The sequence below is a fragment of the Streptomyces eurythermus genome, from assembly GCF_014649115.1.
GTDB lineage: Bacteria > Actinomycetota > Actinomycetes > Streptomycetales > Streptomycetaceae > Streptomyces > Streptomyces eurythermus.
In genome coordinates, this window is the sequence record NZ_BMSK01000029.1 from 34771 (window position 1) to 58637 (window position 23867).

Here is a 23867-nt window from a genome sequence, read left to right on the forward strand (position 1 = left end):
CGGCTCCGTCGTGCGGATCGGTGACGGCCTGCTCCCCGCACCCGCGGGGATGGTCCCCCAGTACGTCGCCTGGCTCGCCCAGCACTGACCTGCTCCCCGCACCCGCGGGGATGGTCCCCATGTCCATGACCGCCTCAAGGACGTCCGGGTCTGCTCCCCGCACCCGCAGGGATGGTCCCAACAGCCCCAGGGCGCTCCAGGTGAACGCGGCCTGCTCCGGCACCCGCGGAATGGTCCCGGGCAACACGGCGAAACCGCTCCCGCAGCCCCCTGCTCCCCGCACTCGCGAGGATGGTCCTCCTCCCCCGGGGGGTGTGGGGGGCGAGTGCTGCTCCCCGCACCCGCGGGGATGGTCCCCCGGCGGAGATGATCAGGGCCGCAGTCGGCTTCTGCTCCCCGCACCCGCGAGGATGGTCCCCGCGCTTACGGTAGTGACAGCCGAGGCTTAGTCTGCTCTCCGCACCCGCGGGGATGGTCCCGCCGTCGATGTGAAGCGCGGCGCCGGGAGCGGCCTGCTCCCCGCACCCGCAGGGATGGTCCCTCCTCGTCGGACGGGGGCTTCTCGATCCAGCTCTGCTCCCCGCACCCGCGGGGATGGTCCCAGGCCCTGGTGGGTGATAAACCCGTGGTCGGCCTGCTCCCCGCACCCGCGGGGATGGTCCCAAGTCCGAGACCGCCGCGTACCTGAAGGCCCTCTGCTCCCCGCACCCGCGGGGATAGTCCCGCGACTTCCAGCGGCGGCCGTCGCCGTTCCAGCTGCTCCCCGCACCCGCGGGGATGGTCCCAGATCCTGACCGGGGAACTTGCGCCGGAGACGCTGCTCCCCGCACCCGCGGGGATAGTCCCGCGTCCCGGCTTCTGACCCGGGCGTCCCGGCTCTGCTCCCCGCACCCGCGGGGATGGTCCTTTCTCACCGATCAAGGTGTTCCGGACGCTGTACTGCTCCCCGCACCCGCAGGGATGGTCCGCTGCTACCCCAAGGAGTGGAATGCCACCGGGTGGCGGGTAAGGGCCACTCGGTGGAGGCCACCGGATGAGGTGGGACAGAGGAGCCCACCGAGTGGAGTGGTGCGCGGCATGGCCGGTGCGATGCGCAGCATCGGATGCGCTCAGTGGCCAGCCTCCCGGCCGCGGTGCGGTCCGGGCTCCTGCGGGCGGTGCGCCTGCTGATCGTCCTCGCGCACCGGGTGCGGCCTCTCGACAGCGTCACGGTACGTGTAGCGGCCCATCGTGGCGCGGGCCCGGTCGGCCGCTGCGGTGAAGGCGTCCTCGAGGTGGCGCAGCCGCTCGGCTGTGAGATCGAGCGCCTCCACGTCCGTGCGGGACTCCCGCAGGGCCCGCAGCGCCGTCAGGTCCAGCGCCTCGCGGCGGCCGGGCTGCTGCTCCCGGTCGTCGTGCTCGGGGTCGGCCGGCTCGAGCGCGAGCATCTGCTCGGGCATCGCCGCCTGCTGGTGGGCGACGACGTCGTACGCCCGGCCCCGCACGGCGGTGGCGGTGGCGGTGCGCAGCTTCTCGCGCACCACCGCGCCAGCGAGGACGGCGCGCTCGTACTGGAGCGGGATGCGGGGGATCTCCCACTCCCCCGCATCCTGTCCCGGCAGCCGGGGCGCGGCCGGCTCGCCGGGGCCGGCCGGGGGCTGCCGGTCCGGGTCGGGCGCGGGGGTGAGTGGTCGGCGGCGGGCGGGGAGGTCGGACAGGGACCACCGGGCTGTGTAGAGGCGGTAGCCGGCCTCCAGGCCGCGTACGGTCTTCGGCTCGCTGATGTCCAGGCAGTGGGTGGAGATGGCGGCGGCCACGATCTCCTCGTCCAGGCCGGGGTCGCGGCGGCGGCCGCGCAGGACGAGGGCGAGGTGGCGGCGGGCCTCGGCGAGCAGGTGCCGGCGGTGGAAGCGCCCGCCCTCGTTCATCACGAACACGGTCGCGGCGACGTCGACGGCCGCCAGGGCTACGTCGACCACGGCGGCGACCCGGGCCCGGATCGCGGCGGCCGCGGCGCGGGCGTGCTCGAGGAGGGAGTTGATGACGTCGGCGGCCACCTTGGACGTGCGGATCGCGCTCTCCTTCCACTCCTTGCGCAGCTGCGCGAGCGGCCGGGTCTTCCGCTTGGGCGGGCGGGTCTTGCGGGCGGCGATCTGGTTCATCTTGGCGCGGGCCCGCTCGGAGACCACGGGCAGGAACCTCAGCTCGCCGTCGTCGTCGACGGCGGTGACGTACTCGTGCTCCAGCTCGGCCAGACAGGCGGCGATCTGGTCGCTGCGCCGGGCAGTCCAGCGGATCAGCTCGTGCGGCACCCCGGCAATCTCCATCACGGGCCGGCGCCCCGGGGTGACGGTCCGCGGCTCGGTCGCCAGCCCCAGCGCCTCGCAGACCTCCGCGGCCACGATCTCGTTGTAGAGCGCGGAGGCGGCCACGGTGTTCTCGTGCAGGGCCGTGGTGTGGATGGAGCCCCACTTCCCGTCCAGGCGCTGCCCCTTCACGGACAGCAGCAGATGGTCATGGAGCAAGGGCCGCCCGGAGCGCGCCTCGTAGTGGCGGAAGCGGGCGGCGACCAGACCGCCGGGCGGCCGCACCCGGTAGATGCCGTCCTTGCCGTACCGGATCACCGCGACCTCGTCCTCGATCCACTCCAGCACCCGCTCGATCGCGTACTCGTGCGCGGCCTCGATCACCCGGCGGGTCTCCTCATCCCCCAGCGCCCACAGGAGGTAGATCGTCGGTTGCGGCCGGAACACGAAGTCGACCCCGGTGACCGTCACGCGGCGTCCGAGGGCGCCGGCCTTGAACGCCTTCTTCGGGGAGTCGCCCTGGGCGAGCCGGGCGGCCTCGATCCGGTCCGCGTACGGGTGCCGGCCCCGCTCGCCGAACAGGTTCCGCAGCTGCGCCTCGGTGACCTCCTCCCCCGCCGTCAGCCCGAGCACGGCCAAGCCGCGGCCCATCCAACGCCCGACCGGAACACCGGCTTGCTCCTGGGCGGCGCGCAGCGGCGTGCGCGCCGGGCGGCGGCCGTCGCCGACAACGGTCTCGTGCAGGTAGTAGCGGTACATCTGACCGGCCCGGATCACCCTGATATCCACTGTCATGCAGACCACGCCACACGGCTCTGACCTGCAAGGAAAGACCGATCGGCGGTACGTCCCGCCAGGCGGGAGCAGCGGCCGGACTTTCTTTGCCGCGTCCCGCCGGGCGGGACGCGGCCCCAGGCCGGGCGCGAATGTCATCGCTCTCCGGCAGCCCTCACACCACGACCCGGACGACACCGACAAACACCACTGAGCATCACCACACGCCAAGGAACGAGCACCGGCTACAGCAGCCCCCGGCATCCGTCGGGGGCTTCGTCGTGCTGCCCGGAGGAGACCACCGTGCCCACCTTCGAGACCCTCCCCCGCTTCACCACCGACCTCCAACACCTCACCCCCGCCCAGCGCCGACGCTTCCGCCACGTCGTCTTGGACGCCTTCGTGCTCGACCTGCGCGCCGGCCGCCAGTTCCGCCCCGGGTTACGGATCAAGAGGGTGCGCTGCGCGCCGGGCGCCTACGAACTCACCTGGGCACCGGATGGGCGCGCCACGTGGTCCTACGGCCGGGTGGTGGTCGCCGGGCTCCCCCACATCGTGTGGCACCGGATCGGGACCCACGACATCCTCAGCGAGCCGTGAGCAAAGAGCCGGGAAGACACGGTCCGAACCCGGCGCGTGGTGAAGGCGCCGACCCCGGACGTCGTGCACTGCCGCGCCGAACTCTAGGCGCTGCGCGGTCGGCGGCCCGCCGTCTTCTTCACCCCGGTCTGCTTGGCCGGCTGCTTCTTCTTCGGCTGCGGCAACTCGTGCACGTCGGCCGGGTGCCGGTCGGGGCCGGGGCCCGGCTGGTTGGCGCGTCTGGTGGGCGCGGCAGGCGGTGACGCGGGCGGTGTCGGTGCCGCGCGCGCTGGACGGCGCCGTCGACCAGCCACTCGACGGCGGGGCTCAGGTCGTGGCCAGCGTTTTCGTGGGGCGCCGTCGCAAGAGAGCAGGAGCCGGGCCGGGCCGGAGCAGCAAGGCGGGCAGGGACAGAGCCCGCAGGTGCCCGGGACGGAGGTCAGCAATCGGCGGCCGGAAGACGCTGTGGCAAGAGCTGGACCGGGTCGCAGACATGGGCAAGGGGTCACGCGTGAACCCGGCCGCACCCGAAAAGGTCTTGCCCTCGCCATGATGGCGAGGGCGAGACCGGGGGCCACGTCAAACGGTCTTCGCTGCCTTCCTGGACCGCTGTTCAGCCAAGAGTTCAGTCAGCAGGTCGAGCTGGTCTGAAGGCATTTTGCGGATCAGGAGTTGGGCCGCGCGCTTGCCGTCGTGGTAGGGGAATACAACGGGCTGCTGTCCTGCTGGCTCAGCCGCCTGGGCGGGAACAGGGGACGCCTGCTGTGGTGGCGCGGCTTCCCGCTGGTTATCGGACTCTTCGGAGGCCGGGACGGACAACTGGGTGGTCCGTTTGTCCGGTGCTGGCGGACTGTCCGTGGCGTGCTGCGTGTTCGGCGACGGGGCAGGAGCAGGGGCATCAGGTGTGTATACCGCGGTATACGTCTCTGAGGGCTCACTCGGCTCCCGCATAGGCGAGCCTGATGCGGGCTTGCTGGGGCGGGGCTGTTCTTGGTCTGCCTTCCACGCGGCGTATTGCTCGTCCGGTGGCATCGCGGCGTAGCGTCGCATGTCCCGGAACGCGGTCAGCTCTCCTTGGAGGACAAGCTGCACCATCTCGTCGGACAGGCGCAGCAGTCCGATCCGCTGGTTGAACCACGCCTTGGATTTGCCCATCGCTCGCGCGGCGGCCGCCTGGTTGCCGTCATGGAGTTCGAGCATGGCGCGTAGGCCGTCGGCTTCTTCGATGGGGTTGAAGTTGGCGCGCTGCACGTTCTCCGACAGGACCGCGGCGAGGAACCGGACGCGAGTCTCGGTGAGGTCATGCCGCAGCATCAGGTCGAGGTTATCGAGGCCGACTTGGCGGGCGGCGCGCCAGCGCCGTTCGCCGGCGGCCATGACGTACCGGCAGGTGTCGGGCAGCTGGTCTGCGTGCTCCGGGTACAGCTTGAGGTAAGCCGTCTTGTTCACGGCAACGCAGGGCTGGAGCTGCCCGTTGCGCATGTCCTCACCGAGTTCGACCAGTTCGGTCTCGTCGAACGCTCGGCGCGGGTTGAGGGGGGTGGGGGCGACGAGGTTGGGGTGTACGTGGATGAGGTCGGGGCGGCTGGCCCCGGGGACAGCCTCTACCTTGCTTCCGGCGAGGGAGGCGAGGGATACGCGCTTTCCTGCCATCAGCGGCGCCCTCCGTAGCCGCGCTCCAGGGCGAGACGAAAATAGTCCTCGCGTGCGCGGAGGGTGGTTCCGTTGTCGGCGTACTGGGTGACGACCTTGCCTTCGGATGCCGCACGGGTGTGGATCTTGTAGCGGCGGATGACGGTCTTCGCGCGGGGCCATCCCATCGCGTCGATGTAGGCGATCGTGTCCTCAAGGTCGGCCTTGCCGTCACGGGGGTCCCAGGCATTGATGACGACGGTGTAGGGCAGGCCGCGGGGGACGATGACGCGTTCGATGGTGCGGGCGGTCGGGTCAAAGGCAAGCGGTTCGGGCGGCATGGGGACGAGGACATCGTCGGCGACGTCGAGAGCTGCGGCGAGGATGTGCTCGTTCTCCAGGCTGCCGGGGGTGTCGATGAAGATGTGCTGCCTGTCGTCGCTCTGGCCGAGGACGTCGTGGGTGACGGCGGCAAGATTAACGGCGGTGGTGGTTTTCCCTACGCCGCCCTTCTGGTTGGCGATGACGTGGATCTGCGCGCCGAGGTTTTTCAGGCCAGCGAGACTGTCCGGGTCTTCGTGGGCAGCGGCGAAGTCGAAGGGGAGGTTGTCGCCGACGCGGTCGGCCCACCAGATCGTGGACCCTTGTGGGTCAGTGGACACGACGAGGACAGATGAGGGCATGGTGCTCCGTTTCCGTGTGCTTCCCAGAACGGGCTCTGGTACTCGGACGGGACATAGCTTCTCAGATTGGGTGGGCCCCGGGTGGGATTGGGTTGGTCTCGGGTGTGGGCGCAGCTGCGTATACCGCGGTATACGCCTGTGCTGACCGTGGAGACGGGCGCTGCCCAAGGGTTGAGCGTCACTCACTCACAGCACGTCTCGTCAGTCTGCCCTTGAACGCAGAAAGGCCCGTTCTCTCCGCGGTGGTTCGAGGAGAGAACGGGCCTTGGGTCGCTTTGGCTCCGGGCTGACCCGTACAACCAACGAACGGGCTGGATAGTCGAGGGTCCGGACCCCCCTTAGGGCGTCCGGCCCCTTCCTGTCGGAGCGCCGAGACCACGCCGGGCGCTACTGCAGGTTCCGCTGCTCCACCCACGATCACCATGGAAGAAGACGTGAATAAGAGCGACCTCCTCGCCTCCAGTAGGCGCCTCATGCACCTGGCCCTCGGAGACCTCGGTGCTACCGCCCAGCAGGCCGATGTCGTTGTCCTCCACACAGGCGTCGCCGTCGAGCACGCTCTCAAGGCGCACTTGTGCGACATTCACCCATCGCTTGTCGTCGACGGTCGCGATCTCCCGAGTCTGCTGCACGCTGCTGGCCGAGGCGATCTCACAAAGAAGGAACTTCCTCTGATCAAGACCATCGGCGCGGTCGATGCCTTCTTGCGAGTCAGCCAGATCCTCGACAAAGAGAAGCTGCCAGTGACCAAGGAGCAGTTCCGTGTGATCGCCGACGCACGCAACGGCGTCGCTCACATCGGAGTCCATGACGCCACTCAGCTTGAGGACCTGCTCAGTACCGGGATCAAGGTCATTGATGCGGTACTCGACGCGCTTGAAGAGGACGCTGCCGCCTATTGGGGGGAGTTCCAGCCTCTGCACGACAAGATCCTTCACGAGAAACGCCGCACGGACTGGATCCGGATCGAGGCGCTGAAGATCCGCGCTCAGAAAACCTTCGAGACACGGTTCGGCGCCAGCGACACCGAGGAGCGGCGCAAAGCCATAGCCAGCGCAGAGGTACACAGCATGGTCGCCGGGCAAGCCTCAGCAATGCGCAACTGCCCCGCGTGCTCCAACCGCGGGTGGGTCGGCGGTGATCTGGACACCAGCTTCACGGAGGAAGAGCCACAGGTCATCCTCGTCACCCGCCACTTTCTGTGCAGCGTCTGCAGCTTCGCCCTCGATGGCTACCTTCTCGGCTACTTCGATCATCTCTACGAGGACATCCCCCTGGGGCCGGCCGCAACGTTCACGTATGCCGATGGCAGCACCCATGAGGACCTGTGGATGAACCTCGCCGCAGACACCTTTGTAGATCGCAGGCGCCTGGAGGAGGATGAAGCTCTGCGCGCTCAGATCGACGGAGACTGAGCGCGAGTAGATAACGAGGCAGCGGTGCCGTCGTCGCCCTCGCTGGTCTCGATCTCGTACAGGGCCGGAGCGGTCATGCGCTCACCCCGGACGGCGGCGTCCAGGAGCGCCAAGGCGTCGGCCTCGTACGGGTCAGCGAACAGCTGGTGATCGCTGGCGTCGAACGGCGCGTACCGCACGGAGACACGGAACCCGGGCACGAGGGTGATCTCCCGCCCGTCCAGCGAGGCGGTGAGCCGGTCGTGGTCCTGCTGGGCGTGCCGGGTCTGGGTGTACGGGCCGAGGCGCAGCAGGGTGAAGCCGTCGTGGCTGTCGTCGCGCCGACGGGCCTCGATGTAGAGGGCGTAGTAGGCGGGGTCCATGCCGACGTAGTCGGGCAGGGGCAGGCCGGCGGCGGCGTGGGTGAGCAGCGTGTAGCCGGGCTGCCAGAGGCCGAGGATCGCGGTCGTCGGGCAGCGCAGCCAGCCGCGGTTGGTGTAGCCGAGCTGGCGGCCGTGGAGGTAGGCGCTGGCGTGCGGGGTGTCGGGGTGGACCAGGGCGACGGCGATCATCTCAGGGTCGTGGTCGTCGCCGGGCCGGGGGTGGGCACGTTCCACGAACGGGCCGACACGCACGGCGATGTCCCGGGCGCTGCCGGGCGTCCAGGGCTCGGGGTTGCGCAGGGCGGTGAGCATCTCGCGGAACTGGTCGACGACGGCCTGGTCCTCGGGTGTGAGGGCGCCGGGGCCGTGGCCGCAGCGGCGGAAGCGGCGGATCATCGGTCGGTCTCCTACTCGGTGTTGGCGGTGCGGGGGCCGGTGGGCGTCTTGAGGACGCGTGGCAGGTGGACGTGCAGGTGCTCAACTACGACCTCGCGGCTGCGGTCGCGGAGTTCTCGAGCAAGGAGTTCGGTAAGACCGCTGGCCCTGTGCCTGCCGCCCGCGCAACCGATGGCGATGCGGCTGGGGCCGGCGGGCAGGTCGGCGTAGTCGGCGAGGTTGGCGAGTAACTCGCGGGCGCCGGGGGTTGCGAGGACGACGCTCTGTACGCGGGGGTCGAGGCCGTCGAGATCGAGGATGTCGCGGGCGGCGGCGGGGTCGCGGAGCCGGTCGCGGACGTCTTCGATCCGGTCGGCGGCGGGCGGGACGGGGGAGCCGTCCGGGCCAGTGGGCAAGTGCAGGTAGCCGAACGAGGTCAGACGGATCGGGCGCAAGGGTGAGCCTCCTGCTCGGTGGTGAGGGGCGGGAACACGCAGAGCGCCGCACCTGGCCGGGAAGGGCGGGTGCGGCGCTCCGGGTGGGTGCTACTGGGTGGTGGTGTCGGTGACCACGAGGAAGTGGTCGGTGTGCAGGTCCATCACGACCTGGGCGTTGATGCCCTGGGCGCGTTGGGCGGCTGCGTACGCTTCGGCCGGCCAGGAGCCGCGGGGAGCTCCGGCGGGGAACCGTTCCATGATGGTCCGGGTGGCCTGCGCGGTGGTGGCCATCAGGCGTCTCCGCCGTTCACGCGCTCGTGGATGTCGATGAGGGTGGCGATGGCGTCGGGGTTGTCCGCCAGGCCGACCCACTGCCCGTGCGCGGTGAAGACGGGTGCGGCGTCCGTGTCTCCGTCGAAGATCACGACGTAGTTGCCGTACCTGTCGAGCACCGTCTCGCGCAGGACCGGGACCAGAGCGGTGTCCAGGACCTCCAGGGCGTCGACGGTGAGCCGGGCGTGCTCACCGGGCATCGGCGGCTGGACCAGGGTGCCGGTCGCCCTCAGCAGGTCGCCGGGCTGTACGCCGTTCAGCAGCTCATGGGTGATCCGGGGGTCACCGCTGGTGCAGGTGATGACCGTGTCGGGGGCGTCGTCGTCGAGCGCGTCGATGCCGGCGGGCCGGACGACCAGGTCGAAGGTGGCGGTGTCGCGCGGGCCGGGGACGGGGATCGCGTCGACCCAGCCGTCAACGGCGCAGTGCTTGGTGTCCATCAGCTGGCCTCCGCCAGGGGCTCGGTGGGGCGAGAGGAGCGGGGTCGGGTAGTGCGCTGGGCGATGTCCAGCAGCTCGCGGTTGCGCCGCTGCTGGGCTTCGGTGAGCGGGCGGGCCTTCGCGCCGTGGCGGTGCCAGAGCGGAGAGGCGGGCGGCTCGGGGTAAGCGAGGGCGTGGTCGACGTCGCGGTCGGTGCTGTTCATGGGTCCTCCAGGTGGAGGTCAGGCGTGGTCGCCTTGGCCTTTGGGCTTCGGCGCGAGGTCGGAGGCGAACCGCCCGAGGCGGGCCTCAACGGGGCTGGCGGCGAGCCATCCCTCCGCGCATGCCTTGTGCACGGGCTCACCGGAGCGGGAACGCATGGGCGTGAGCTGGCCGCACAGCGCGCAGGGGAGGTCCTGCCAGCGGTCGAAGTGCTGGCCGTCCCGCCAGACGAGGAGCTCGCCTGGAGCCGGTATCCGGCCCGGCTCGAACGGCGGCTTCTCCTTCGCACGTCCCTGGCGGGTCACGGCCGGAAGTCGGGCAGCTGCTGGAATACGCGGTCCAGCAGGTCCTCCGTCGGCTTCCAGGGCCCGAGCTGCCCGGTGGCGGGGACCGGCAGCGGCAGCTCCTGGACGTCGGTGAGGACCAGGTGCCAGGCGCCCGGGTGCGCCCACGGTGTACAGGGCGGGGAGCCTTCGGGGTCCTGGTGGCAGTCGGTCAGGCGCGCGATGCCGAGGACGGCTCCGGTGGTCAGCTCCCGGCCGCGGATCGTGTGAGCGACCAGCGGGAGGCGCAGGGCGGCAGCGTCGGTGCGCTGGCCGGCGTGCAGGAGCATCCAGCCCCGCCAGCCCCAGGGACGGGGGCGGTTCTCGATGCTCTTGGCGCCGGTGAGAATGCAGGTGGCGTACGGCTGCTGGACGGTGATGCCGCGGATCCAGTCGCCCTCGGGCAGGGTGACGGTCATACGGCACACCCCCACACCATTGAGGCCAGCCTTCCGGCCCGGACGGCGGCAAGCTGCTCGTCCAGCGCAACCGGCTGCTCGGTCTGGCCGGCGATCGGCCCGACGCCGGCTTTGGTCGGTGAGAGCGCGCGTTGCCCGGTTCGGGCCCGGGCGCCCAGGACGCAGTCCATACTGGGGATCTCCCTCTCGTCTCGTACGGGGTGGGTTGGCCCGGGGCAGGCGACTTGGTTGTCCGCCGTGCGCCTGTCCCGGGGCGTAGCTACAGCGCGAAGTCGCTGTTCCAGCTGACGGGGTTGTGCCAGAGGCCGGCCGTCGCGGCCGTCCACTCCAGGTCCCATCCGGGCCGCAGCCCCCGTGCCGTCCAGTTGTCCGGCTGTCCGCTGGGGATCTCGCGTCCGGCCGTGTGCGCGGCGAGTGCGGCCTCGTACGCCTGGTGCGCGCGGCGCAGGGCCGTGGCCGGGGAGTCGGCGGCGCCTGTGAAGACGTGAAGGCCGCGCCGGCCTGGGTGGGCGGGATCGTGTATCGGGACGTCGACCTCGTAGGTGCGCAGGATCATGACGCCCATCTCCCTTCGGTTGCTCGTGGTTGAGGAGACACTGCGACCGCCCCGGCCCCGGCCCTGAGCGGGTGCGCGGGTTCGGGGCGGCACAGAGTGCGCTCAACCCGGTGGGGATCAGCTGGCCGTCGCGATGGCGTCGCGCAGGTGGGTGCGCGCCCGGGCCACAAGAGCGCGCTGGTCGCTGTCCGGGCTGGTCAGTGCGTCGGTGAGGTAGCCGGCGGCGTGGTCCAGGTCCTCGCTGGCGTCCTGCCAGGTGCCGAGGCTGGAGGCGCCGAGGACGTCGCGGACCTCTTCGACCAGGTCGATGAAGACGCTCGGGGTGGCGCCGCGCGGCACCGGGACCTCGATGAGAGCGGCGAGGCCGGCGGCGAAGCAGGAGCGGAGCGCGGCGAAGGTATCGGTCCGGGTCTGGACCATGTCGGTCTCCTCGTCAGAAGTCGAGCCGGATGGTGATGGGGATGCGCCGGTCACCGGAGCGGGTGTGGACCGTGCTGCGGTGTGCGGCGAGGCCGGCGGCGCCGCCCTGGACCGGGAGATGGCAGACGGGGCAGCCGTGCCACCACGCGTCTCCGTCGGGGAGTTCGGCCGGGGTGAGCGGGTGCGGGTGCGGGCCGTCGGCGGCCCGGCTCATCCGCGGACCGCCTCGGTGTACTGCGCTTCCAGGTCGGCGCGGCCTGCGGCATCCTCGCCCAAGTCGTGGTCGGCGGCCTCCTGGTCGAGGTCGTCAAAGCCGTCGTGGACAGTGCAGATGGTGTCCTCGTGCCGGTTCAAGCCGCCGGTCAGGGCCCGCGCCAGGCAGGTGACGCTGTAAGCGGGAGCCCAAGCCGGGGCGGTGCAGTCGGCATCGTGCGGGCACGGCACCAGGACGTCGAATCCGTAGTCGCCCTCGCCGTCGACATCGGTGCGCAGGGCAAGAGTGAGGCGCTGTGCACCCAGGCAGATCTCCGCGACGCGGTCACCGCCGGCCAGGGCCGAGCCCGGCTTCCACCGCCACAGCGGCAGGATCTCGGGACCGAAGACGCGGCGTACGAGGAGCAGGTCGCCCAGGCCGTCGCCGCCGTCCAGGCCGAGGACGGCCCGGCGGGCCTCGCTCAGGCGCTCCAGGAACGGCAACAGCCGGCCCAGGGTGTCGGCGAAGACGATCTCGCGGAAGCCTTCGGCCTTGAGGGTCCACTGTGCGTCGACCATGTCCCTGCGCTGCTGACGGACCACGGCTTCCGGCACCGTGCGGTTGGCCGGCCGCGGACCCTGCCGCTGCTCGCACACCATGCCGGGGGTGGCGACCAGGACCGCGATGGGCAGCATGCCGTGCCGCCGGGCGGCGGCGACCAGCGGCTCCCGGGCGGCCCGGCTCACGTTGGTGGCGTCGACGACCGTGAACAGCCGGCGGCGCATCCGGGCCTCCAGGAGCAGGTGCAGAGCGGCGACCGCGTCGCCGGTGGCGTCCTGGTCGCCCGCGTCGTCGCTGACCGTCTCGCGCAGCGCGTCCAGGGACAGGACCTGCGAGGCGGGCCAGGTGGCGGCGAGCGTGGACTTCCCGGCGCCGGAGGGGCCGATGAGCACCACCAGGCTGTGCTCGGGCATCGGCGGGTAGATGGTCATGCACGATCTCCTTGCGGGTGAAGGGCGCCGGGCAGCCGGATGGGGCTGCCCGGCGTGGGCGGTGAGCAGGGCGAGGGCTTCCGCAGCGGCGTCAGCGGACGATCATGTGGTCGGGGTGGCCGTTCTTCATGTGGTCCACGCACTGCGGGCAGTCCTCACGCGGACCGAGCCCGGCGTGGGCCTCGCGGCTGGCGTACGCGTGGAACCAGCACTGTGTGCACTGCCCCCGGGGCGGATTCGTCGCCTTGGTGTTCGGCATCTCAGTTGCCTCTCTGCGGGTGAAGGGCGCGGGCAGACCGGATGAGGCGCTGCCCGGCGTGGTCGGTGATCAGGGCGGCGGCCTCGTGCAGCGGGCAGGAGGCGTCCCCGTCGCGGTCGGGCTCGACCTGCTCGGCACGGCGTGCGGCGGCGGTGAGCAGCTGCGCGACGGCCGCGAGGAACCCGCCGGGCGGGTCGGTGTCCTCGATGAGCTCGCGCAGGATGGCGGCGAGCTCCTCCTGGTCGACGTCGTCGGCGCGAAGGTCGTCCTCGATCTGCTGGAGGGCCAGCGAGGCGATCCCGGCTGCGGCGCGGACGCGTTCGATGCGCGTCCGGGACCGGCCGGTCACCGGGTGGTGGCCTTGGTCGTGGCGATGAGCGCGGCGATGGTCTCCCAGCCGTGGTGCCAGGAGTTGTCGAGGTGGAAGGCGCCGTTCATGCCGAAGTCGACCAACTTGTAGAAGTCGGTCTTGCCCCTCTTGCCGGCGAGCTTCTCCAGAACCCCGTGGCCCGGCACCCGGCGGTCCGCGATGTAGTGCGTGCCGAGGGACAGGGCGAGCGCGGCCGCGGCCGCGCCGGGGTGGACCCGGATGCCCAGCGCGCGGGCCCCGAGTCCGGCGACGACCGCCTGGGTGGTGGTGTAGGTGAGGCAGTGGTGCAGGCAGGCCTTGCGGCCGTCGGCGGTGCCGTGGGTGGTCTTCTCCTTGGTGGCCGGGTCCTCGTAGGTGACCGGGTGGTCGTCGGAGGCGCCCTTCACGCGGGCGCAGAAGTCGGTCTGGACCCAGAAGTCTCCGACCGCGCTGGCGGCGCGGGTCAGTCCGAGCAGAGCGGCGAAGACGGCGGGACGATGCATGCTGGAGGTCTCCTGATCTCGAAGAGGGTGAGGGAGCGGGTGGCCGGCCCTTTGCCGATGCGCGGCCACCCGGCGGGTCCCTGTCCCCGGAGCTATGTGGCTGGGGGCGGGGGCCCGTGGCAGAAGGGGTGGAGCGGATGGCCGGCTGTCTCGGCTTGCGGCACGCCGGTGGCCAGCCCGCCCGGACCGTGTGTCCTCGGTGCTTTCAGCCGCCGCTGGTGTGTGCGGTGGCGGTGGCCCGGACAGCGTCGGCGAGCAGCAGGGTCAGCTCGTGGCCGTGGTCGACGGCGTCCTCCAGGCACTCGATGACCTCGCTCGGCAGGCCGCGGGTGCGGGCGCCGGCCAGGACGCCCTCGAGGTAGAGGACGTCGGCGAGGATCCGGCCGCGGACGTCGAGGACGCCGGGCTGCACGGCCAGGACGTCGTGGTTCTTCGCGGTGGCCAGGACGGCGTGGTCGGCGGCCTGGCGGTAGGCGGTCTCGGACTGCTCGGTGAGCAGCGCGTCGACCTCGGTGGTGTCGCCGTATGCGCGGCGCCAGCCGAAGCATGCGGCGGCAGCGTCCATCAGAGAGCGGCGGGTGAGGGGCACGGTGACCTCCCGGGGAGGTTCCATCGCCTGGTCCGGGTGACCGGGCGGACACCACGCGGCCCCGACCGCCGAGAAGGGCCGGCGGCCGAGGGCGCACGGAGAGTGCCGGTCAGTCCTGCGGGAGGCGACGTGCGTAGTAGGAGACGAAGGTGTGGTCGGCGTACTGGCTGCGCTCGATACGCAGAACTTCCGGCTGGTCGATGGCCAGCTGCTGGAGCACGCTCACGATCCAGTCGGTGGTGCGCTGGAGGGTGAGGCGGATCAGGTCCAGGTCGGAGAGCCACAACTGGACGTCGTCCTTGATGCGACGAGTGCGGCGCACCCAGGCGTGCAGCTGCTCGCGCGCGGTGGCGTCGTCCGGGCGGTCGGGGAGGTCGCGAGGCAGCGCACGGCAGGTCGTGGCGTGCTCGTTGGCGACCTTCGCGGCGTCCGCGAGGCTGTAGCGCGTCGGGTGGATGCGCGTCCCGTCCTGCGCGGAGGCGAAGTGGCAGCCGAGGCAGGCGACCGCGTAGTAGATGCCGGCCTTCCCGTCGTCGGCGGTGTAGACGAGGACGACCGCGTGCGCCTGGGTGTAGTACCGCTCGGCAACGGTGACGCCTTCCGGTGTCCAGGTCTCCCCGGTCTCGGGCCACGGCTCGGGCTCGACGGCCGGCGGCATGACGGGCGCGGGCGCGGGGGCGGGGGCGGGGCGGCGGGAGAAGAGGGTGAAGGCCACAGGGGCTACTCCTTGTCGGTGGTGGTGCGCTGGGTGCGCCAGGCGGCGGTGGCGACCACGGCGATGAGGACCAGGGCGAGCACGTACAACCGGCTGCTCATCCGGCGACCGCGAGAACAGCGGCGGCCAGGAGGAGAGCGAGCGCGCGGGCCGGGTGGGGTCAGAACGGGGGTTCGTCCGGCCATGGCTCGACGCGGCGGGCGGGCCGGAGCGGGATGCGTAGCGTGCGGCGGTCGGACCAGCAGCCGCACGCCTCCATCTCCGGGTTCGCGTCGCCGACCCACCAGCCGCCCGCACCTCGGCAGTCGGGGCAGGAGCGGCGGGGCTGGGGCATCAGCTCGATGCGGTGCCGGTCAGCGTAGAGCTTGAGGTGACTGGCCCTGAGCGCGGCGGCGGCCGTCACCGCGGCGAGCGGGACGGCGGCGGCGAGCATCAGAGCGGTGCGCCGGTGGCGGGTGGTCACGTCAGCGGGATCGCGCGGCAGGCCGCGGCGTGGCTGTTGGCCTTCTCGCGGATGCTGAACAGGTAGTCCTCCTCCTCCGGGAACTGCGAGGCGGCCTTGCAGCCGTGGCACTTCCAACGGTTCTTGAAGTGCTCACCGCGGCCGATGACGTCGACGAACGATCCGCCGATCGTGACGAACCGGATCTGGAGGTTCTTGGGCCGCTCGGGCTCGGTGAAGGCGGAGGCGCGGACAGCGGTGCTCATGGGCGGTGGTCCTCTCGGATCAGGCGGCCAGCAGGTGCTTGGCCGGGGGAGCGATGTAGGAGGCGGGGTCGGCGGGCGTGCCGTCGAAGCACTCCAGGCAGGACCCCAAGGTCTTCAGCGGGAGGCAGTGGAAGTAGCGCCGACGGCAGATGCCGCATGTCTGGCGGGCTGCCATCGCGGCGTCGAGCGCGGCCTCCTTCGCGAGCGTCATCGCGAACTTCGGCTTCGCCAGGTCGATCCGGTACAGCCACGCCCACCGCTTCCCGCCACGGCATTCGATCCGGGCGACGGGTTCCTGGCCGCCGGGGCGCAGGCCCATCTTCCGCAGCTGGCGACGGGTCGCGAGCCCGGGGCCGGCCTGCTTCCACCGGAAGACCGGTAAGGATCCGTCGCCGGGGTCGTACGGGGCGACGTCGGCCAGGTCCTGGTCCTGGTCGGCCATCACCTGCTCCAGGCACCGGGCAACCGGCGCTGAGGCAGCGGGTAGCGGGGTCCGGGGCGCTGCGGGCGGGGCCGGCCGATCCGGCGGCGCGGGCGGGGGATGAACACGAGCTGGTCCTCCTCGGTCAATGTCGGTGGGCAGCAAGCGCCGCGCCCGCTGGCGGTGTTCGCCGGCGGGCACGTGCGGAGCGGTCGGCCCGGCTCTGTCCGGGTCCCAGTCCTGGGCCGGGAGTCAGGCGGAGCGGCCGGGATGGGGTGATACCGGTGGGACGGTCAGGTGCGTGCCGCCTGGAGAGCCTTGAGTTCGCGGATCGTGGCGCACGGCCCGCTGGTGGCACACATCGACTCGAACGACGGGGCCGGGCTGGTCCTCCCGTACACCTCGTTCGCGACCTGCGTGACGATGCGCATCATGCTCGGGTCGGCCTGGCGGCACTGGCTGTTGGGGCCGCCGACCCCGTACCGCTTGGCGCTGCTGATGTGCTGCCGGGCCTGCCGCGCGGCCCACCGGCGGTCCTGCGGGCCGTGGTTCTCCAGGACCTTGCCCGAGTCGTGGAAGGTGTCCGCGTGGCAGTGCGTGCAGTGGAACGTGACCAACTTCCGCGTGGGCCTGCCGGGGAGCCAGGACCCGTGGAACTCGTAGACCAGGACGTCGCCGCCCTCGGGGTGCTCGAAGGTGGTCACGACGCCGCGCCCGTCGGGGGTCCACGTGGTGTCCGGGATGAACGAGTCCCATCCGTCGGTGTGCGGCCAGTGGTCGTAGGTCTGCCCCTGCGAGACGTCAAGGCACGTCGACGGGTCGCTGTTGTACGCGGCGATCTGCTCGATCGAGCCGACGTACAGGCGGGAGTGCTCCTCGCTCTCCAGGAACGCCAGCCCGTACCCCTGCGGGCGGCGGTGCTGGGGCGGGAAGATCGACTGCATCTCCTGGAAGTGTTTGTGCTGCGGGGTCAGGACCCCGGTCAGCGAGACCCGGTACCACTCGGCGTGCGTGACATGCGTGGGGTTGGTGGCGCTGACGTAGTGGGTGTTCGCGGCCACGAGGCCTCCTTCATCGTCGTCGGGGTGATGCTGATGGCCGGTCGGCCTGCCCGGCTCTCGCGCACCCGGGACGGGGTGTGCGAGAGCCAGGCGGAGCGACCGGAGGTCAATCCCGGAAGGGGCAGCCGCTGTGCGGGCGGTCGTCGGCGGGCGCGGCCGGGGCCGGAATGTGGATCTCGGGCCGGACGGTGACCTGGGCCGGGCGTCCGACGACGACGCGGCGGCGCAGGGTCAGGCCGCGTAGCGCGAACGCGGACAGGAACGCCCAGGCGAGGACGGCGAGGGCGGCCGCGACGGGGCGGCTGGCCGGAGGGGTTGCCGTCCAGACCATGAACACGCTGGCCGCGCCCCACCCGGTCCACATCGCGCGGACCCCAGTGCTTCGGGTGAAGAAGCCGACGACCAGGCCGGTGATGCCGGTGAGCAGCCACAGCGTGTAGACGGTGGAGGCCGCGACCGGGAGACCGGCGGAGTGCTGCGCGATGTAGGTGCGGACCGGCTGGTCGACCACGGCGGCCACGCCGCTGGAGGTGTCGACGCCGACCTGCACCCTGGGCACGGCGGTGAGCAACTGGTGCAGCTGCTGGAGGACGACTTCGCCGGCGGCCCTGGCCATCAGCACGACGAAGGAGACCGCGGCGACCATGAGGACGGCGCGCAGCCAGGGCGCCATGTGCCGAAGGCCGCTCCGGGGCGCGCTGAGGACGTCGTCCCACATCTCGTGCAGGACGCCGCCCTCTTCCCAGGCCGCCGTCCACCAGGTACGCAGCGCGGCGAACCGCACCTTGCGGGGCGGCGCTTTCGGGAAGGGCACGGGGAGGTAGACGAGCTCCTGGCGGTCCTGGCGGCTGTTGTTGGACTGCACGGGGCGACTCCTTTGCGTCGATGCGGGGTTCAGGCAGCGGGTGATCGGGTCATGCGGCGAGCGGCGGAGCGACCGGCAGACGCGGACGGGCGCTGGTGCGCCTACGCGTGACCGCGCGGCCGGACGGCCTGGCCCGCACCCGACCGCGAGGGTTCGGGTGCGAGGCAGGTGGTCCGGAGCAGCGGGTTAGAGGCCGCGGGCGTCGGCGAGGTGGGCGGCCTGGTCGACCATGCGCAGCGGGGTGCGGCCGGTGGCGAACGCGTCGTTGAAGGAGGGCACGGAGTCGACGTCGTCGCCGAACTGGCGGCGGACGGCCTCCAGGAGCACGGCGACGGCGCTGGCTTCCAGGCTGTTGTCGCCGCCGGCCTCGGCCCGGATGGCTCCGAGCATGCAGCGGGCGCCGTCCTCGTCGACCAGGACGTCCTTGCACCAGCCGCCGGTAAGCAGCCGGTGGTGCGCACGCTGCAGCAGGGCCGCGACCGGTGTCGGGTACAGCTCGGGCAGCGGGGCCGGGCCGGTGTCGGCGGGGCCGGTGACGACGTCGGCCAGGTTCACGGGCTCGATGTCGATGTGCGCGGTGTTGACCTCGTAGGCGACGGCCGCCTCGTCCAGCTTCACGGTCATCGCCGCGTCGATCAGGGTGAGGCGTTCCTCGAGGGACAGCTCCGGCGGGACAGGAGCTGCGGTGGTCGCGGTCTGTATGGCGGGATGGGTCTGAGGCATCGGGGGCTCCCTGGGCGTCGAAGGGCGCGGGGGCGGGGATGACGGCCTTCGACGCCGGCGGCCGGGCGGTCAGAGGCTGGCGATCCAGCCGGTGACGGTGCTGATGGCGCTGGTGATGACGGGGGCGGCGCCGGTGGAGGCGAGGAAGAAGCCGAACCCTGCGCAGGTCAGGGCGGGTGCGAGGCGTACGGAGCCGCCTCGGATGAGGACGACGACGATGATGCCGAGCAGGACGACGGCGGAGATCGATACGGCCACGGGCGGTGTGTCCTTTGTAGGTGCGGGCAGGGCCCGGCCGGGTGCGGCCGGGCCCTGCGAGGGAGCTGGGCGAGGGGCGGTGGGTCGGGTCAGACGCCGGAGAGGTTTTTGATGGCCTCCAGTGCCTGGCGGGGGGAGGCGGCCTGCTCGAAGCGGCGGTTGCCGTTCTTGGAGCCGCGCCCGCCTCCGCCGTTGCCGCCGCCTCCGCCACCGCGCCGGTGGGAGCGGCCCTCGTCCTCGTCGCCTTCGTCGGGCTCGGGCCAGAACTCGCCGGGCCTTACGGGCTCGTTCCAGTCGAACCACAGGCCGCGCTTTTCCAGCTCGCTGATCTCGTGGTCAGTGAGCCGGTAGACCTCCTCGGGGAACAAGTCGGCGAGGTCGGTGTCGAAGTCGGCGTACAGCGACCGCATGAGGACGGCGCGGCCGTTGTCGAGGACGATGACGGCGACGCCGCCGGTGGAGACGCCGTTTTCGGGGTCGGCCTCGCCGCGCATGGCCCGCTCGATCGCGGATCCTTCGGTGCGGGAGTAGCGGGCCGGGATGGTCGGCACGTCGTACGGGTTCTCCATGGTGCCCTCCGCGGCCTTGCGGGTGGCGGCCGGTGAGCCCATGTTGAAGATCACGGGCCTGGAGTTCTGTCGCAGGTTGTCCTTCATCTCCGTGGAGAAGCCGTTGTGTGCGAACGGGCTCTGGCCGGCCGGGTTGAATCCGATGCCGTACTTCAGGCCGGTGACCGTGAGGTCGTCGCCGTCCTTCTGGATGAACTCGCCGAAGTCCGGGTCCTGGGCGGCGGTCATGAACTCGTCCGCGTAGACGTTCAGCTGGCGGTAGGGGCAACGCGGGTCGCCCGGCTTGTAGTCGTGTGGCTGGCCGTCGTGCGGCCAGGGCATCTCGGCCCTGATCTCGCACAGGGCCTTCGCCGCCCGCAGGGAGCGGGCCATCCACAGGGCGTTCGAGCCCTGCCGGTCGATGTACCTGCCGAGCACGGTGGTCTTCTCGTCCTTGCGGACGGTGGACAGCCACACCACCTGACCGGCCAGGGACTGGGCGGCCATGTTGATCGCGAAGAACTGGGTTTTGCCCGACCGGCTGACGCCGAGGGTGAGGCCGTGGGCCGGGGCGTTCTTGTCGTGCTGGTACACCATGGTCTTCACCGGCTGGCCGGTGATGGTGAACCCGCACACGTACATACCCTTGGCGTCCGGGGTGAGCAGCTCGCGGGTGGCGGGGAAGATCTGTGACAGCGGCGGCGTGTCGAACGCGCTGATCAGGAACTCGCTGCCGTCGATGAGGACGAACACGCAGGAGTCGTCCTCGGGCAGGCCCAGCCCGCGGCAGACCTTGGGCAGGTCGATGCGCGGGGACTCGGTGGAGTCGGTCATCTTCGCCCGGTAAAACGTCACCCCCCGTTCGTTGTCGCGACTCTTGTGGACCAGCTCGGAGCCAGGGGCGCCGCCCTTGGGGCCGGCCACCCGGTCCACCCAGCGCTCGGCGTCAGTCGGCTGGGTACGCCGCCTCGCGTTGGCCTCGGGGGTGACGAGGGCCTCCATCCAGCCGGGTCCGCCCTGGCGGCCCGGCTGGATGGCGACGTCCGCGAGGGTGACGTCGGCGGCGGCCACGCCGAACGCGGCTCCGACGGCCTCCGGAGTCAGGCCGCTGATGGGCCGGCCGGTCTCCGAGGCACGCAGCAGAACCGTGAGGTCGTGGCGCATGCCGGGGTGCCGGGTGGCCTTGACGATGTGGGTGCGGGCGGGCATCCCGGCGCGCTCCCACAGGATCCGGGCCTCGCGGGTGAGCGGGTCGGCGCCGTCATCCGGCTGCGCCACGCTCGGCTCCGGCGCGACCCGGGCGGGCATCAGCTGCGGGGCGGGGGCGGCGAGGGCGGGCCGGTGGCCCCGGCGGGTGTGCCGGGAGAACGGCATGACCACGAATCCGGCCGCCGCCCATCCGGCGGCGAGCAGCCCGTCGAGCCAGTAGGGGCCGAAGCCGGGAGTGTTCTTCGCGGCGACGTCGACGGCGGCGGCCAGGACCAGCGGGGACCAGCGCAGGATCTTGCGACCGGCGCCGGGCTCGTCGCTCTTGGCGGCCAGGACCCAGCCGCCGATCCCGGCGGCGCCGGCCAACTGCACCACGGTGTTGACGGGGCTGTCGGGGAAGACGTTCGGGGCCACGGCCAGCACGGGCGCGGCGAGGGTGTAAGCGAGGCGTTCGAGCGCGGCACTGCGCGGCGTGGTCACCGGTGTACTCCTTCAGCAACGAGTCGGGCGGCCCCGCGAGATGTGCGGGACCGCCCGGAGCGGGGGTGGGGTGGGGGAGTGGGGGTCAGCGGTTGAAGAACCCGGGCTTGGGGGTCTTCTCACGCCGGTTGGAGCGCACCTCGTCCAGCGCGCTGTAGAGCCGGGCGTGGGCGCGCCGGGTCTTGTAGGTGAGGTCGACCGTCTCCTGCGCGGACTGGGCCAGCTTGTGTACTTCCCGCGCGGCGCCGGCCAGGGCGGTGGCCACGAGGTCGGTCAGGGTGACGAACTTCGGGTCCAGTTCGGCGTTGGTGATGTCGGTGGACACCCCGTCGGTGTGGTCGGCGTTGTTCTGCATGCTGCGGCGCAGCCCCTGCAGTTCGACCGTGGCGTCGTCCATGGCCTTGCCGAGCTTGTCCAGCTTGGCCTGCACCGCCTTGTACCGGTTGTCGTCGTCGGCCACGACGGGCGCCGCGCTGCTGCCGCGGGGCGTGAGGGAACCGCTCATCAGATGTTGTCCTCTCGGGTTCTAGTCGTGGTGGGCGGCGGCCGAGGCGTGCTTGAGGCCGGCGTCTTCCTTGGCGGCCATGTCCTGGCCGTAGACGCGGGCGACCTCCCTGGCCGCCACACCGGCGGCTTCCCTGGCGAGGCCGCACTGCTCGGCACACCGCTTGGCCTGCGCCTTCATACGGCCCGCGGAATCGGCCAGGTCGGCGATCAGGTCGGTGACCTCGGTGGTGACGTTGTGGTCGCCGGCCAGATCGGCGGACATCTCCCGCAACGCGTCAGCGACCCTGCCCAAGGCCTCCATGAGGGCTTCGGCACGCTCCTGGTCGGAGGCGGCCCTGATGGCGATGTTCGCCATCTCCACCAGGTACTCGCCGAACGTGATGTCCGTCCGGTGCTGGGCCGCCAGCCCCTGATGCCCAGTACGCCTGCTGACGTGCGAACTGCTCACGCTGCTCCCTTCTGTCCTGGCGGGCCGACTGGTGCCGGGCCGCTGTGTGTGCTTCTCCGGCACGGGCGGCAGGCCCTTCACGCCGGTGGTCACGGCCGCGGGCGCATCGGGGACAATGTCCGCGTCGACGATGTCGTCCTCGTCGTTGCCGACGGGGCGCTCGGGCGGACGGGTGGGATGCTCGGGCCACACGTACCTCGGGGTGGTGTCCTCCGCCCCGAACGGGCTGTCCGCCGTACGGCCGTGCCGCCCGGCATCGCCCGTGCCACCGCGCTCTTTCCGGCCGGTGCGGCGGGTGCGTCCGCGCCGCCCGGTGCGGCCGGTTCCGGTGCGCCGACGCCGCTTCCGGCGCCGCTCCTTCGAGCCGCCAGACGGCCCGCCGGCGGCCTTGGACTTCTTGCCCGGCTCATCCGACGCGCCGTCCCCGCCGGCGCCCGAGGCGCCCTCAGGGCCGTCCTCGGCGGCCTTCTCGTCTTTGCCGCCGCCCGCCTTGTCCTTGTCGACCTTGTCCTTGCTGCCCTCGTCCTTGGCCGGGTCGGCCTTCTCAGTACCGTCCTCGGCGGCCTTCTTGTCAGCGCGGCGCTTGTCCCAGCGGTCCTGGATGCCTTCCATCACCGCCGCACCCAGGGTGGTGCGGTCCTCGGCAGCCTTGGCGGCCTCCCGCTTCGCCTTCTTCGCGGCCTTCCGCTCCGCTTTCGCCCGGCGCCGTTCCTCCCATTCGGTCTGCCGGTTGGCGCGGGCCTGGTCGCGATCCTTGCTGCGATCGGCGAGGTTGGCGGCCTGGTCGGCGCTGCGCCGCTGCTGCCGGGCCGTCTGGCGGGCACCAGCGCGCTCCTGGCGGCCGCGGGCCCGTTCAGCCCGCGAGCTGGTCGGCGAGTGCTGCGACGCGCCGCCGCCCTTCGAGCCACCATCGCCCTTCGAGCCGCCCTTTCCTGCCCCGGAGCTGCCCGAGCCGCCCGAACTGCCCTTGCCGGAACCGGGCTTGCCTGACCCGGAGCCTCCAGAGCCGTTCTGACGGCCTTTGGCGCCGCCGGACGGCTCATTGCCTTTGGAGCCGCCTCCACGGCCGCCAGCGGAGCGGTCAGAGCTTTTCCCGGTGCCCTTGGGCGAGTTACCTCCCCCGGAGCCACCGGACCCTTGCGTCCCCGAGCCGCGGGCGCCACCGGAGCCCCGGCCCGGGCCGCCGGAGCTGCGGCCGCCTCCCCGTGAACCGCCCCCGCCCCCGCCGCCGGCCTTCGAGCGGCCCTTGTCGACGCCCATGCCGGAGCCGGGCGACTTCATGCGGTCGGCGTCCGCTTTCCCGCGCGCCGCCGCTTTATCGCCCTTCGCTTTCATCATCGCGGCATGGAGCTTTCCGTTCCGCTCCATCATCGCGACTTCCTGCGCGGTGCGACCCTCCAGCAGTGCGACCTTCCGCGCTATTTCCGCCTCACGGAAAGGCGCTTCGCCTTCATGCCGCGCCCGCGCCCTTTCCAGCCGGAATTCCAGCCAGTCACCGAGACGGTCGGCGAGAGACCGAGGCTGAACATATTCACCCTCCTCGCATTCACCGTCATCTTCACCGGTTTCCGCTGCCGTAATTCCTTCCGAACGCAGCGCCATTGCCGGATCCGGGGCGGCCGGAATCGGCGGCAACTGCATCGTGGTCTCCTCCGGGGACTCCGGAGGAGCCTCCGGAATGTCTTCCGGAGACGGAATGGTGTCGGAGAAATCCGGGACCGGCGGCGGCGCGTAGGTGGAATCACCCCTCCAGGGGCCGCGGACCAGGGTCCCGCTGCCGGACTCGTCGGACTCGTCGGACACGG

Annotated in this window: 31 protein-coding genes and 2 CRISPR repeat arrays (1 of these 33 running past the window's edge); of the genes, 2 read left to right on the forward strand and 29 right to left on the reverse strand. The window is 71.6% G+C overall.

Annotated elements, in window-relative coordinates; all coding sequences use genetic code 11:
* Positions 1-180: direct repeats of the CRISPR family, unit length 29 nt; unit sequence CTGCTCCCCGCACCCGCGGGGATGGTCCC (it extends 277 nt beyond the left edge of the window).
* Between the two features lie 90 nt (positions 181-270).
* Positions 271-968: a CRISPR direct-repeat array (repeat unit 29 nt; unit sequence CTGCTCCCCGCACCCGCGGGGATGGTCCC).
* 141 nt (positions 969-1109) lie between these two features.
* A complete protein-coding gene (gene mobF, locus IE251_RS36755; protein WP_189757283.1) occupies positions 1110-3080 on the reverse strand; it encodes a MobF family relaxase in 1971 nt (656 codons plus the stop codon).
* A gap of 282 nt (positions 3081-3362) precedes the next feature.
* Between mobF and IE251_RS36760 the strand changes: the two genes are divergently transcribed.
* Positions 3363-3659, forward strand: coding sequence for a hypothetical protein (locus IE251_RS36760; protein WP_189757284.1), 297 nt, complete (start codon positions 3363-3365; stop codon positions 3657-3659).
* Positions 3660-4217: 558 nt separating this feature from the next.
* Here IE251_RS36760 and IE251_RS36765 read toward each other — a convergent pair.
* Entirely contained in the window at positions 4218-5291 is a 1074-nt protein-coding gene (locus IE251_RS36765) for a ParB/RepB/Spo0J family partition protein (protein ID WP_189757285.1), read from the reverse strand.
* Positions 5291-5953, reverse strand: a complete 663-nt coding sequence (locus IE251_RS42345) for a ParA family protein (protein WP_074990081.1) — start codon at positions 5951-5953, stop codon at positions 5291-5293. The genes IE251_RS36765 and IE251_RS42345 overlap by 1 nt, the downstream gene beginning before the upstream one ends.
* 422 nt (positions 5954-6375) lie before the next feature.
* Between IE251_RS42345 and IE251_RS36775 the strand changes: the two genes are divergently transcribed.
* Positions 6376-7368, forward strand: a complete 993-nt coding sequence (locus IE251_RS36775; protein ID WP_189757286.1) for a hypothetical protein — start codon at positions 6376-6378, stop codon at positions 7366-7368.
* On the opposite strand, the gene IE251_RS36780 is transcribed toward IE251_RS36775, so the two are convergent.
* From IE251_RS36780 to IE251_RS36905, 26 genes are all read right to left on the reverse strand, one after another.
* Positions 7350-8126, reverse strand: a complete 777-nt coding sequence (locus IE251_RS36780; protein WP_229897090.1) for a hypothetical protein — start codon at positions 8124-8126, stop codon at positions 7350-7352. The genes IE251_RS36775 and IE251_RS36780 overlap by 19 nt on opposite strands.
* 11 nt (positions 8127-8137) lie before the next feature.
* Positions 8138-8560 (reverse strand): RapZ C-terminal domain-containing protein, encoded by a 423-nt coding sequence (locus IE251_RS36785; protein ID WP_189757287.1) that lies wholly within the window; start codon positions 8558-8560, stop codon positions 8138-8140.
* 90 nt (positions 8561-8650) lie between these two features.
* Positions 8651-8833 carry a DUF8839 family protein gene (locus tag IE251_RS36790; protein WP_189757288.1) on the reverse strand — a complete coding sequence of 61 codons (183 nt, stop codon included), beginning with the start codon at positions 8831-8833 and terminating at the stop codon, positions 8651-8653.
* The gene (locus IE251_RS36795) at positions 8833-9315 is read right to left on the reverse strand and encodes a hypothetical protein (RefSeq protein WP_189757289.1); all 483 of its coding nucleotides are present in this window, start codon (positions 9313-9315) and stop codon (positions 8833-8835) included. Before IE251_RS36795 ends, IE251_RS36790 begins: the two co-directional genes overlap by 1 nt.
* Complete coding sequence (locus tag IE251_RS36800; protein ID WP_189757290.1) at positions 9315-9518, reverse strand: hypothetical protein; 204 nt, start codon at positions 9516-9518, stop codon at positions 9315-9317. The genes IE251_RS36795 and IE251_RS36800 overlap by 1 nt, the downstream gene beginning before the upstream one ends.
* An 18-nt stretch (positions 9519-9536) precedes the next feature.
* Entirely contained in the window at positions 9537-9821 is a 285-nt protein-coding gene (locus IE251_RS36805) for a hypothetical protein (protein ID WP_189757291.1), read from the reverse strand.
* Positions 9818-10258 carry an ASCH domain-containing protein gene (locus tag IE251_RS36810; RefSeq protein WP_189757292.1) on the reverse strand — a complete coding sequence of 147 codons (441 nt, stop codon included), beginning with the start codon at positions 10256-10258 and terminating at the stop codon, positions 9818-9820. Before IE251_RS36810 ends, IE251_RS36805 begins: the two co-directional genes overlap by 4 nt.
* A 259-nt stretch (positions 10259-10517) precedes the next feature.
* Complete coding sequence (locus IE251_RS36815; protein ID WP_189757293.1) at positions 10518-10814, reverse strand: hypothetical protein; 297 nt, start codon at positions 10812-10814, stop codon at positions 10518-10520.
* A gap of 117 nt (positions 10815-10931) precedes the next feature.
* Positions 10932-11234 (reverse strand): hypothetical protein, encoded by a 303-nt coding sequence (locus tag IE251_RS36820; protein ID WP_189757294.1) that lies wholly within the window; start codon positions 11232-11234, stop codon positions 10932-10934.
* Positions 11235-11247: 13 nt separating this feature from the next.
* On the reverse strand, positions 11248-11448 hold the full coding sequence (locus IE251_RS36825; protein WP_189757295.1) for a hypothetical protein: 201 nt from the start codon (positions 11446-11448) through the stop codon (positions 11248-11250).
* Positions 11445-12419, reverse strand: coding sequence for an ATP-binding protein (locus tag IE251_RS36830; protein WP_189757296.1), 975 nt, complete (start codon positions 12417-12419; stop codon positions 11445-11447). The genes IE251_RS36825 and IE251_RS36830 overlap by 4 nt, the downstream gene beginning before the upstream one ends.
* Positions 12420-12510: 91 nt before the next feature.
* Positions 12511-12678, reverse strand: a complete 168-nt coding sequence (locus IE251_RS36835) for a pRL2-8 (protein ID WP_189757297.1) — start codon at positions 12676-12678, stop codon at positions 12511-12513.
* A gap of 1 nt (position 12679) precedes the next feature.
* Positions 12680-13027 (reverse strand): hypothetical protein, encoded by a 348-nt coding sequence (locus tag IE251_RS36840; RefSeq protein ID WP_189757298.1) that lies wholly within the window; start codon positions 13025-13027, stop codon positions 12680-12682.
* Positions 13024-13530 (reverse strand): hypothetical protein, encoded by a 507-nt coding sequence (locus IE251_RS36845; RefSeq protein ID WP_189757299.1) that lies wholly within the window; start codon positions 13528-13530, stop codon positions 13024-13026. The genes IE251_RS36840 and IE251_RS36845 overlap by 4 nt, the downstream gene beginning before the upstream one ends.
* 205 nt (positions 13531-13735) lie before the next feature.
* Positions 13736-14143: a hypothetical protein gene (locus IE251_RS36850; protein ID WP_229897091.1), complete on the reverse strand. Its 408-nt coding sequence runs from the start codon at positions 14141-14143 to the stop codon at positions 13736-13738.
* Between the two features lie 85 nt (positions 14144-14228).
* Entirely contained in the window at positions 14229-14834 is a 606-nt protein-coding gene (locus IE251_RS36855; RefSeq protein WP_229897092.1) for a hypothetical protein, read from the reverse strand.
* Between the two features lie 160 nt (positions 14835-14994).
* Entirely contained in the window at positions 14995-15297 is a 303-nt protein-coding gene (locus IE251_RS36860) for a hypothetical protein (RefSeq protein ID WP_373302098.1), read from the reverse strand.
* Positions 15294-15542, reverse strand: a complete 249-nt coding sequence (locus IE251_RS36865; RefSeq protein ID WP_189757300.1) for a hypothetical protein — start codon at positions 15540-15542, stop codon at positions 15294-15296. The genes IE251_RS36860 and IE251_RS36865 overlap by 4 nt, the downstream gene beginning before the upstream one ends.
* Before the next feature lie 19 nt (positions 15543-15561).
* Entirely contained in the window at positions 15562-15984 is a 423-nt protein-coding gene (locus IE251_RS36870) for an RRQRL motif-containing zinc-binding protein (RefSeq protein ID WP_189757301.1), read from the reverse strand.
* Between the two features lie 272 nt (positions 15985-16256).
* Positions 16257-17024 (reverse strand): hypothetical protein, encoded by a 768-nt coding sequence (locus IE251_RS36875; RefSeq protein WP_189757302.1) that lies wholly within the window; start codon positions 17022-17024, stop codon positions 16257-16259.
* Between the two features lie 106 nt (positions 17025-17130).
* Positions 17131-17889: a hypothetical protein gene (locus IE251_RS36880; protein ID WP_189757303.1), complete on the reverse strand. Its 759-nt coding sequence runs from the start codon at positions 17887-17889 to the stop codon at positions 17131-17133.
* Between the two features lie 186 nt (positions 17890-18075).
* Positions 18076-18612 carry a DUF6197 family protein gene (locus IE251_RS36885; RefSeq protein WP_189757304.1) on the reverse strand — a complete coding sequence of 179 codons (537 nt, stop codon included), beginning with the start codon at positions 18610-18612 and terminating at the stop codon, positions 18076-18078.
* Positions 18613-18681: 69 nt separating this feature from the next.
* The gene (locus tag IE251_RS36890) at positions 18682-18870 is read right to left on the reverse strand and encodes a hypothetical protein (RefSeq protein ID WP_189757305.1); all 189 of its coding nucleotides are present in this window, start codon (positions 18868-18870) and stop codon (positions 18682-18684) included.
* 89 nt (positions 18871-18959) lie between these two features.
* Positions 18960-21107, reverse strand: a complete 2148-nt coding sequence (locus IE251_RS36895; RefSeq protein WP_189757306.1) for a chromosome segregation protein ParM — start codon at positions 21105-21107, stop codon at positions 18960-18962.
* Positions 21108-21192: 85 nt separating this feature from the next.
* Complete coding sequence (locus IE251_RS36900; RefSeq protein ID WP_189757307.1) at positions 21193-21612, reverse strand: conjugal transfer protein TraB; 420 nt, start codon at positions 21610-21612, stop codon at positions 21193-21195.
* 21 nt (positions 21613-21633) lie between these two features.
* Positions 21634-23865 (reverse strand): ATP/GTP-binding protein, encoded by a 2232-nt coding sequence (locus IE251_RS36905; RefSeq protein WP_229897093.1) that lies wholly within the window; start codon positions 23863-23865, stop codon positions 21634-21636.
* Positions 23866-23867: the final 2 nt, after the last annotated feature.

What these genes read in the sequence shown, in the direction of transcription:
- mobF (WP_189757283.1), bottom strand. Translation starts at nt 3,080, where the DNA reads ATGACAGTGGATATCAGGGTGATCCGGGCCGGTCAGATGTACCGCTAC.
- IE251_RS36765 (WP_189757285.1), bottom strand. Translation starts at nt 5,291, where the DNA reads ATGGCAGGAAAGCGCGTATCCCTCGCCTCCCTCGCCGGAAGCAAGGTA.
- IE251_RS42345 (WP_074990081.1), bottom strand. Translation starts at nt 5,953, where the DNA reads ATGCCCTCATCTGTCCTCGTCGTGTCCACTGACCCACAAGGGTCCACG.
- IE251_RS36775 (WP_189757286.1), top strand. Translation starts at nt 6,376, where the DNA reads ATGGAAGAAGACGTGAATAAGAGCGACCTCCTCGCCTCCAGTAGGCGC.
- IE251_RS36780 (WP_229897090.1), bottom strand. Translation starts at nt 8,126, where the DNA reads ATGATCCGCCGCTTCCGCCGCTGCGGCCACGGCCCCGGCGCCCTCACA.
- IE251_RS36790 (WP_189757288.1), bottom strand. Translation starts at nt 8,833, where the DNA reads ATGGCCACCACCGCGCAGGCCACCCGGACCATCATGGAACGGTTCCCC.
- IE251_RS36795 (WP_189757289.1), bottom strand. Translation starts at nt 9,315, where the DNA reads ATGGACACCAAGCACTGCGCCGTTGACGGCTGGGTCGACGCGATCCCC.
- IE251_RS36800 (WP_189757290.1), bottom strand. Translation starts at nt 9,518, where the DNA reads ATGAACAGCACCGACCGCGACGTCGACCACGCCCTCGCTTACCCCGAG.
- IE251_RS36810 (WP_189757292.1), bottom strand. Translation starts at nt 10,258, where the DNA reads ATGACCGTCACCCTGCCCGAGGGCGACTGGATCCGCGGCATCACCGTC.
- IE251_RS36815 (WP_189757293.1), bottom strand. Translation starts at nt 10,814, where the DNA reads ATGATCCTGCGCACCTACGAGGTCGACGTCCCGATACACGATCCCGCC.
- IE251_RS36820 (WP_189757294.1), bottom strand. Translation starts at nt 11,234, where the DNA reads ATGGTCCAGACCCGGACCGATACCTTCGCCGCGCTCCGCTCCTGCTTC.
- IE251_RS36825 (WP_189757295.1), bottom strand. Translation starts at nt 11,448, where the DNA reads ATGAGCCGGGCCGCCGACGGCCCGCACCCGCACCCGCTCACCCCGGCC.
- IE251_RS36830 (WP_189757296.1), bottom strand. Translation starts at nt 12,419, where the DNA reads ATGACCATCTACCCGCCGATGCCCGAGCACAGCCTGGTGGTGCTCATC.
- IE251_RS36835 (WP_189757297.1), bottom strand. Translation starts at nt 12,678, where the DNA reads ATGCCGAACACCAAGGCGACGAATCCGCCCCGGGGGCAGTGCACACAG.
- IE251_RS36845 (WP_189757299.1), bottom strand. Translation starts at nt 13,530, where the DNA reads ATGCATCGTCCCGCCGTCTTCGCCGCTCTGCTCGGACTGACCCGCGCC.
- IE251_RS36850 (WP_229897091.1), bottom strand. Translation starts at nt 14,143, where the DNA reads ATGGAACCTCCCCGGGAGGTCACCGTGCCCCTCACCCGCCGCTCTCTG.
- IE251_RS36865 (WP_189757300.1), bottom strand. Translation starts at nt 15,542, where the DNA reads ATGAGCACCGCTGTCCGCGCCTCCGCCTTCACCGAGCCCGAGCGGCCC.
- IE251_RS36870 (WP_189757301.1), bottom strand. Translation starts at nt 15,984, where the DNA reads ATGGCCGACCAGGACCAGGACCTGGCCGACGTCGCCCCGTACGACCCC.
- IE251_RS36885 (WP_189757304.1), bottom strand. Translation starts at nt 18,612, where the DNA reads ATGCCTCAGACCCATCCCGCCATACAGACCGCGACCACCGCAGCTCCT.
- IE251_RS36900 (WP_189757307.1), bottom strand. Translation starts at nt 21,612, where the DNA reads ATGAGCGGTTCCCTCACGCCCCGCGGCAGCAGCGCGGCGCCCGTCGTG.